Origin of the sequence: Pseudomonas machongensis, from assembly GCF_034961125.1 — a bacterium.
Lineage (GTDB): Bacteria > Pseudomonadota > Gammaproteobacteria > Pseudomonadales > Pseudomonadaceae > Aquipseudomonas > Aquipseudomonas machongensis.
Window position 1 is genome coordinate 1 of record NZ_JAYFUI010000052.1, and the last position, 8,019, is coordinate 8,019.

Below are 8,019 nucleotides of genomic sequence, written 5' to 3' on the forward strand. Positions count from 1 at the left end.
GGTCATTTGACCCAGCCCCAGCGGGGCGGGCGCTACTGACGCCTGGCGTCGGTCAATGTCGGCGCATTCGGCGCGGCAGGGCCTGGCAAGGCCCACGCCTTGATTCTGGATGGAGTACGTTGCCAAAGCAAAAACCCATGCGCAGGACGGCAGCCGATCCACGCGCAAAACGCGTGTCGATCTCGAAAGCAAAGGGCAGGAAGTAAGAAAAGCGTGCAGTAAACTGCTACGGGGCGAGGGCTGACTGTGCCGGTCGTCAATTATTGCGGCCAGTCTGCTCCTGGAATGGGCCAGGCACGCGAGGGCCTTTCGGCAAGCGGTGAAAATACCTGACTGCACAGCGCAGGCGGCGCTTTCAGGTCGCGACTGGCGGACCATGTGACCCTCGTATTATTACTGTTATGGGTTGCGACCGAGCTTAGCCTCGTTCATTTTTTTTCACAACACCTCCGTAAAAAATAAAATACGCCACCATCGCCATAGCCCTTTCCTACAGATTTAGCGGATAATGGCATGCCCTTATATGCAGCAAATCCGCCGTTGATGTGCCATTTCAGGGCATCAGGAGGTTGGCTTGACATCAGTTTGTCTTTTCGATTGACTGGGTCTGCAAGCCCCCCTTGATTGATATTTTTAACAACAAAGGTGTTGCATCATGTCGGTACCCCCGCGTGCCGTTCAGCTTAACGAAGCGAACGCGTTCCTTAAGGAACATCCTGAGGTTCTCTACGTTGACCTTCTGATTGCAGATATGAATGGTGTGGTTCGTGGCAAGCGTATCGAACGCACGAGCCTTCACAAGGTTTACGAGAAAGGCATCAACCTGCCCGCCTCCCTCTTCGCCCTGGATATCAACGGCTCGACCGTCGAAAGCACGGGCCTTGGCCTGGACATCGGCGACGCCGACCGCATCTGCTACCCGATCCCTGGCACCCTCTCCAACGAACCTTGGCAGAAGCGCCCGACCGCGCAACTGCTGATGACCATGCACGAAATCGAAGGCGAGCCGTTCTTCGCCGACCCGCGTGAAGTGTTGCGCCAGGTGGTGAGCAAGTTCACCGACATGGGCCTGACCATTTGCGCCGCATTCGAGCTGGAGTTCTACCTGATCGACCAGGAGAACGTGAACGGCCGTCCGCAGCCGCCGCGCTCGCCGATCTCGGGCAAGCGTCCACAGTCGACCCAGGTCTACCTGATCGACGACCTGGACGAGTATGCCGACTGCCTGCAGGACATCCTCGAAGGCGCGAAAGAGCAGGGCATCCCGGCCGACGCGATCGTCAAGGAAAGCGCCCCGGCGCAGTTCGAGGTCAACCTGCACCACGTGCCCGATCCGTTGAAGGCCTGTGACTACGCAGTGCTGCTCAAGCGCCTGATCAAGAACATCGCCTACGACCATGAAATGGACACCACCTTCATGGCCAAGCCCTACCCGGGCCAGGCTGGCAATGGCCTGCATGTACACATCTCCGTGCTGGACAAAGATGGCAACAACATCTTCACCAGCGAGGATCCCGAGCAGAACGCCGCGCTTCGTCACGCTGTCGGCGGTGTGCTCGAGACCCTGCCCGCATCGATGGCGTTCCTCTGCCCGAACGTCAACTCGTACCGCCGTTTCGGCGCGCAGTTCTACGTACCGAACGCGCCGAGCTGGGGCCTGGACAACCGCACCGTGGCCCTGCGCGTGCCAACCGGCTCGCCGGACGCCGTGCGCATCGAGCACCGCGTGGCCGGCGCCGACGCCAACCCGTACCTGATGATGGCGGCGGTCCTGGCTGGTGTGCACCACGGCCTGACCAACAAGATCGAGCCAGGTGAGCCGATCGAAGGCAACTCCTACGAGCAGCTGGAACAGAGCCTGCCGAACAACCTGCGCGATGCCCTGCGCGAGCTGGACGACAGCGAGATCCTGAACAAGTACATCGATCCGAAGTACATCGACATTTTCGTCGCGTGCAAGGAGAGCGAGCTGGAGGAGTTCGAACACTCGATCTCCGACCTCGAGTACAACTGGTACCTGCATACCGTGTAAACGAAAACGCCGCCCTCAGGGGCGGCGTTTTTCATTGAGGTTCGCGGTGCCTGTGGGAGCGGGCTTGTCCCGCGATAGGGCCGGTACTGACCTACAACGACTTCTCGAAAATCTTCGAATTGCGCTGGTAGTTGTACAGCGAAGCCCGCGCCGCCGGCAGCCGTTCCACGCCACTGGGCTGGAACCCGCGCTCGCGGAACCAGTGCGCCGTACGTGTCGTCAGCACGAACAGGGTATTGAGGCCCAGCTGCCGCGCACGGGTCTCGATACGCTCGAGCAGGTCGTCACCCCGGCCCCCATGCCGGTATTCCGGATTCACCGCCAGGCACGCCAGCTCGCCCGCCTCGGACTCGGCAATCGGATACAACGCCGCACAGGCGATGATCATGCCGTCACGCTCCACCACACTGAACTGCTCGATTTCCCGCTCCAGCACCTCGCGCGAACGGCGCACCAGAATGCCCTGCTCTTCCAGCGGGCTGATCAGCTCGAGCAGGCCGCCCACATCCTCGATGGTCGCCTCGCGGACGATCTCGAACTGCTCCTGGGCCACCAGCGTGCCACCGCCGTCGCGGGTGAACAGCTCGGTGAGCAGCGCACCATCCTCGGCGTAACTGACGATATGGCTGCGCGCTACCCCACCCTTGCAGGCCTCGGCGGCGGCATCGAGCAGCTCGCCCTGATAGTCGCTGCCCAGGCGTTGCAGGTGCGCCGGAACCTGCTGCGGCCGCAGCTCACGCACCAGCTTGCCTTTGTCGTCCAGCAGGCCCGGCTCGGCGCCGAACAGCAGCAACTTGTCAGCGCCCAGTTCGATGGCGGCACGGGTGGCGACGTCTTCGCAGGCCAGGTTGAAGATCTCGCCAGTCGGCGAATAGCCCAGTGGCGACAACAACACGATGGAGCGCTCGTCGAGCAGGCGGCTGATGCCCTTGCGATCGATGCGCCGCACCTCGCCGGTGTGGTGGTAGTCGACCCCCTCAAGCACGCCGATAGGCCGTGCAGTCACCAGGTTGCCGCAGGCCACACGCAGGCGCGAGCCCTGCATGGGCGATGCGGCGATATCCATCGACAGGCGCGCTTCGATGGCCAGGCGCAGGGCGCCGACGGCGTCGATCACGCACTCCAGGGTCGCGGCGTCGGTGATGCGCAGGCCGTGATGGTAATGCGGGGTCAGGCCGCGGGCAGCCAGGCGGCTTTCGATCTGCGGGCGCGAGCCGTGGACCAGTACCAGGCGCACGCCCAGGCTGTGCAGCAGCACCAGGTCGTGGACGATATTGCCGAAGTTGGGGTGATCGACACCATCGCCGGGGAGCATGACCACGAAGGTGCAGTCGCGATGGGCATTGATGTACGGGGAGGCATGACGCAGCCAGTTGACGTATTCGGGCATGACAGGGCCTGTGGATAAGTGAACGAGACGGGTGAAGGCGCACAACGTTCGAAAGTCATCGTCGGAACAGGCTTGCGGTCACGCGCGGTCTCCTCTAGGCAGGAACGAATCAGGTCAGTGGACGTTTAGCTCAGGCAATAGTGCCGGACAAGATCACGCAATAGACGCACGGTAGGCTCGATTCGTGACATTTCAAGGTACTCGCCCGGCTGATGGGCGCAAGCGATGTCGCCGGGGCCGAGCACGATGGTCTGGCAACCCAGCTGTTGAAGATAAGGCGCTTCGGTGCCAAAGGCCACCGCTTCGGCACGATGGCCGGTCAGACGTTCGGCCAGTTGCACCAGCTCGGCGTCGGCGTCCTGCTCGAACGGTGGTACCTCGGGGAACAGCGGCGCATAGTCGATGCGCACTTCATGGCGCTCGGCCACAGGTTTGAGCTTTGCCCGGATAGCCGCACGCAGTTGCTCCACGTCCATCCCTGGCAACGGGCGCAGGTCGAACTCCAGGGCGCACTGGCCACAGATGCGATTGGGGTTGTCGCCGCCGTGGATGCAGCCGAAGTTCATCGTCGGCGTGGGCACGGTGAATTGCGGATTGCGGTAGGTCTGCTGCCACTGCTGGCGCAGGCCCATGAGTTCGCCCATCACCGCGTGCATGGCCTCCAGGGCACTGTGGCCCAGGCTTGGATCCGACGAATGGCCGCTGCGCCCGAGAATATCGATGCGGTCCATGAGGATGCCCTTGTGCATGCGGATCGGCTTCAGCCCAGTGGGTTCGCCGATCACCGCCGCCCGGCCCAGCGGCTGTCCCGCTTCGGCCAGGGCGCGAGCGCCCGACATCGAGCTTTCTTCATCGCAGGTGGCGAGGATCAGCAGCGGTTGCTTGAAGTCGTGCTCCAGCAGCGGGATCACCGCCTCGATCACCAAGGCGAAGAAGCCCTTCATGTCGCAACTGCCCAGCCCTACCCAGCGGCCATCCACTTCGGTGAGCTTCAACGGGTCGCTGCTCCACAACTGTGGATCGAACGGCACCGTATCGCTGTGGCCGGCCAGCACCAGGCCGCCCGGGCCGGTACCGCGGCTGGCGAGCAGGTTGAACTTGCCTGGAGTGACCTCCTGGACCTCGCAACGAAAACCCAGATCGCCCAGCCAGTTGGCGAGCAGGTCGATGACCTGGCGGTTGGACTGGTCCAATGCGGCCTGGGTGCAGCTGACCGAGGGGGCGGCGATCAGGGCGGCGAACTGGTCTTTGAGCGATGGCAACGGCATGCACGGACTCCTCGTAAAGCATGGCGGTCATCATAGCAATGCCGTCCCTTGGCAGGGCAACTCCTGTAGACTCTCCGGCAACCACGCCTTCCTTCGAGCCAGCGATGCACAAAGAAACCGAACTCAAGCTCCGCGCCAGCCGCGAGACCCTTGCCGCCCTGCGCGAGCACCCCTTGCTGAAGAAGCGCAACAAGTCCGGCTGGCAGACCCGCGAACTGCTCAACCAGTACTTCGACACCCCCGACCGCGAGCTCTCTGCAGCCCGCGTCGCCCTGCGCCTGCGCCGCGACGGCGAGGTCATCATCCAGACCCTCAAGTGCCGTGGGCAGAGCGTTGCCGGCCTGTCCGAGCGCAACGAGTACGAGTGGTACCTGGACAAGGTCAAGCTGGACCTGAAGAAACTCGACGCCAGCTGCTGGCCCGAGCAATTGGCCGAGCTGGACAAGAAGACCATCAAGCCATTGTTCACCACCGATTTCACCCGCGAATACGCCGAGATCTCCTGGGGTCGCGGCAAGGCCAAGGTGGTGATCGAAGCCGCGCTCGACCAAGGCTTCGTCATTGCCGGCAAACGCAAGGAAGAAATCTGCGAGCTCGAGCTGGAGCTGCGTGAAGGCGCCCCTGAAGCCCTGCTGGAGCTGGCTGCCGAGCTCTCCGCCACGCTGGCCCTGATGCCCTGCGACATCAGCAAGGCCGAGCGCGGCTACCGCCTGCTCGAGCCAGATAGCTACGAGTTGAGCCTGCCACACACCGAGCTGGACGCCGAAATGGCTGTGGATGACGCCTACGCCGCGCTCGCCTGGCAACTGCTGGGCAGCAGCCAGCGCCTGGCAGAACAGTACCGTCATAACGGCCACTGGCGCCTGCTGCAGGAATGGGTGCAGTGCCTGGCAGAGCTGCGCGCCCTTACCAGCAGTCTGGGCCAGGCCGCGCCACGAGCTACCACCCGTGACCTGCGCGCCCGCCTCGACGCCCTGCTCGAAGACTGGCGCCCGCTGGTACAAGCCGGCAACGAGGACGAAGACATCCGCCGCGCCGCGCCCGAGCAGTTTGCCGAAGAGCTGGAAGACACCCGCTGGGGCCAGTTCTCCCTGGAAACCTCGCGCTGGCTGCTGGCGCGAGCCTGGACCGTGGAGCGCAAGGGCCGCGGCGAGCGCCAGGGCAAGGCGCAACTGGCCAGCTGGCTGCACCACCAGCTGGGTGAAGAAGGCCGCGCGCTGAAACTGCCGCTGTACACCCAGCGCCCAGAGGATCTGGGTGAGCAGTTGCCGCGCATCGAGCAGTTGCTGACCTGGCTGCACCACGCCCGCCAGGTGCTGGAAGTGCCGCAACTGGACCGCCTGTACGGCGATCTGAAGAAGCTGCACGAACTGGCCGAGCAGCCGCTGGCCGAAGAGCAGTCGGACGCGCTGTTCGAAGCCCGCATCGAGCAGGCTCGCGCCATCGACCAGAGCCGCGCCTGGAAACACCTGCTCAAGGTGTAAGCGCGCGTCGGCTTCTTCGCAGGTAAATCGGGGCGCCGAACCGATTTACCTGCGAAGGCCTCAGCTCGATAGCGGCAGGCAGGTGGTGGACTTGATCTCCGACAGCGCCACGATCGAATTCACTTCCTGTATCCCCGGTACGTTCGACAGCTTCTCGAAGAAGAACCGCTCGTAGGCCTCGATGTCCGAGGTGACGATACGCAGCAGGAAGTCGACCGCCCCCATCAGCACATAACACTCCAGTACTTCCGGAAAGCCGCGGATCGCCTCGGTGAACTCGGTGAAGTTCGAACGCCCATGGGCGTTGAGTTTCACCTCGGCGAATATCTGCGTGTTCAGCCCGACCTTCTTGCGGTCCAGCAAGGTGACCTGGGCGCGAATAACCCCTTCATCCTTCAGGCGCTGTATCCGACGCCAGCAAGGTGACTGCGACAGCCCGACACGGTCGGCGATCTGCGCGCTGGACAGCGACGCATCCTCCTGCAGCAGTTCAAGAATGCGCCTGTCGTAGGCATCCAGCTCGCTTTGCATGATTAAGTCTCCAGATGCCAAAAATACGACAATTATTATTCGTCCAACTACAAAACAAGGGCAATCATAGCGAAGAAATGCCGGTTTCGACCTGCGAGAATTTCTCCACATCGAAGGAGACGCTCCATGAATGCACTCGAACGGCACCCCCCCCAGCCCCGTAGCGACGCCTGGGCCGCCAGCGCCCTGCATGGCGAGGTCCGCTACCGCCTCGACATCGAGGCCGAGCCGGACAGCCTGTGCCGGGTACTCAATCTCTTCGCCCTGCAGTTCCTCACACCGCACAGCGTGCAGGTGTGCCAGCGCGACGGCCTGCTGGAGCTGGAGATCGGTATCGACGGCCTCAGCTGGCACCGCGCCGGGGTGATCGCACAGAAGATGCGTAACCTGGTGTGTGTCGGCGAGGTCTTTCTGGAAAGCGTGCCGAAACTGTCTGAGGTGGCGGCGGGCTGACGTCTGCCCCGCAAGATTCGGAAACGCCTTCGCCAAAGCACTGCCCCGCTCTGCAGCTAACCTTGCCTGGGCCTCTCAGCAGCCTCGGCAAGGACGCCGCCATGCACAACCCTCACGATCACAGCCTCGACCTCAAACGCCTCCTCGACACGCTGCTCGCTGAACATCGCCTGGCCCCCGGCGATGCCCTGCGTGCACTCGAACACGCCGCCAGCCAGCCCGGCCACCCGCTCGAAGTCCTCGCCAGCCTGGCCCTGAGCGACTGCCTGCGCCCCGGTCATACCCTGGACCTCGACACCCTGTGCCAATGGCTCGCAGAAAGGGTCGGCCAACCCTTTCTGCGCCTGGACCCGTTGCAGGTCGATCTGGCTCGCGTCGCCGGCCTGATCTCGCCCGCTTTCGCCCAGCGCCACGGCATCCTCGCCGTGGCGCTGGATGCGACCGGCATTACCGTGGCCAGCGCACAGCCCTACCAACGCGAGTGGGAAGCCGACCTCAGCCGCAGCCTAGGCCAGCCGATTCGCCGGGTGCTGGCCAGCCCTGTGCAACTGCGCCAGCTCGGCGACACGTTCCAGCGCCTGTCGCGATCCGTGCAGGGCGCCCACCAGCAGCAGCGCGCAAGCCTGGGCGAACTTGAGCAGCTCCTGGAGCTCGGTGGGCGCAGCACCGCCATCAGCGCCGACGATGCGCACATCGTGCATATCGTCGATTGGCTGCTGCAGTACGCCATCGAGCAGCGTGCCAGCGATATCCATCTCGAACCCCACCACGACGAGGGTCGCTTGCGCTACCGCATCGACGGCCTGCTGCATACGGTCTACCAGTTTCCCGCCGGCGTGGTCCTGGCGCTGGTCAGCCGTC

General features: G+C 63.5%; 8 protein-coding genes. 4 read left to right on the forward strand and 4 right to left on the reverse strand.

Going from position 1 to position 8,019, the window contains the following annotated elements:
• Positions 1-428: 428 nt before the first annotated feature.
• Positions 429-581 (reverse strand): hypothetical protein, encoded by a 153-nt coding sequence (locus VA602_RS03450; protein WP_156343793.1) that lies wholly within the window; start codon positions 579-581, stop codon positions 429-431.
• Between the two features lie 74 nt (positions 582-655).
• Between VA602_RS03450 and VA602_RS03455 the strand changes: the two genes are divergently transcribed.
• Positions 656-2,032: a glutamine synthetase family protein gene (locus VA602_RS03455; RefSeq protein WP_054894988.1), complete on the forward strand. Its 1,377-nt coding sequence runs from the start codon at positions 656-658 to the stop codon at positions 2,030-2,032.
• Between the two features lie 91 nt (positions 2,033-2,123).
• Here the strand turns inward: VA602_RS03455 and argA are convergent, their stop codons facing one another.
• Together argA and argE are read right to left on the reverse strand one after the other, a co-directional pair.
• The gene (gene argA / locus VA602_RS03460; protein WP_063541744.1) at positions 2,124-3,422 is read right to left on the reverse strand and encodes an amino-acid N-acetyltransferase; all 1,299 of its coding nucleotides are present in this window, start codon (positions 3,420-3,422) and stop codon (positions 2,124-2,126) included.
• A 125-nt stretch (positions 3,423-3,547) separates the two neighbouring features.
• Complete coding sequence (gene argE / locus VA602_RS03465) at positions 3,548-4,690, reverse strand: acetylornithine deacetylase (protein WP_054894990.1); 1,143 nt, start codon at positions 4,688-4,690, stop codon at positions 3,548-3,550.
• A 104-nt stretch (positions 4,691-4,794) separates the two neighbouring features.
• Here argE and VA602_RS03470 point away from each other — a divergent pair, with 104 nt between their 5' ends.
• A complete protein-coding gene (locus VA602_RS03470; protein ID WP_063541748.1) occupies positions 4,795-6,174 on the forward strand; it encodes a CYTH domain-containing protein in 1,380 nt (459 codons plus the stop codon).
• A gap of 60 nt (positions 6,175-6,234) precedes the next feature.
• Here the strand turns inward: VA602_RS03470 and VA602_RS03475 are convergent, their stop codons facing one another.
• Entirely contained in the window at positions 6,235-6,705 is a 471-nt protein-coding gene (locus VA602_RS03475) for an Lrp/AsnC family transcriptional regulator (protein ID WP_323452477.1), read from the reverse strand.
• Between the two features lie 126 nt (positions 6,706-6,831).
• Here VA602_RS03475 and VA602_RS03480 point away from each other — a divergent pair, with 126 nt between their 5' ends.
• Positions 6,832-7,158, forward strand: a complete 327-nt coding sequence (locus VA602_RS03480) for a hypothetical protein (protein WP_323452478.1) — start codon at positions 6,832-6,834, stop codon at positions 7,156-7,158.
• Between the two features lie 101 nt (positions 7,159-7,259).
• Positions 7,260-8,019: ATPase, T2SS/T4P/T4SS family (locus tag VA602_RS03485; RefSeq protein WP_456154083.1), on the forward strand; the 760-nt coding region annotated here is incomplete at its 3' end.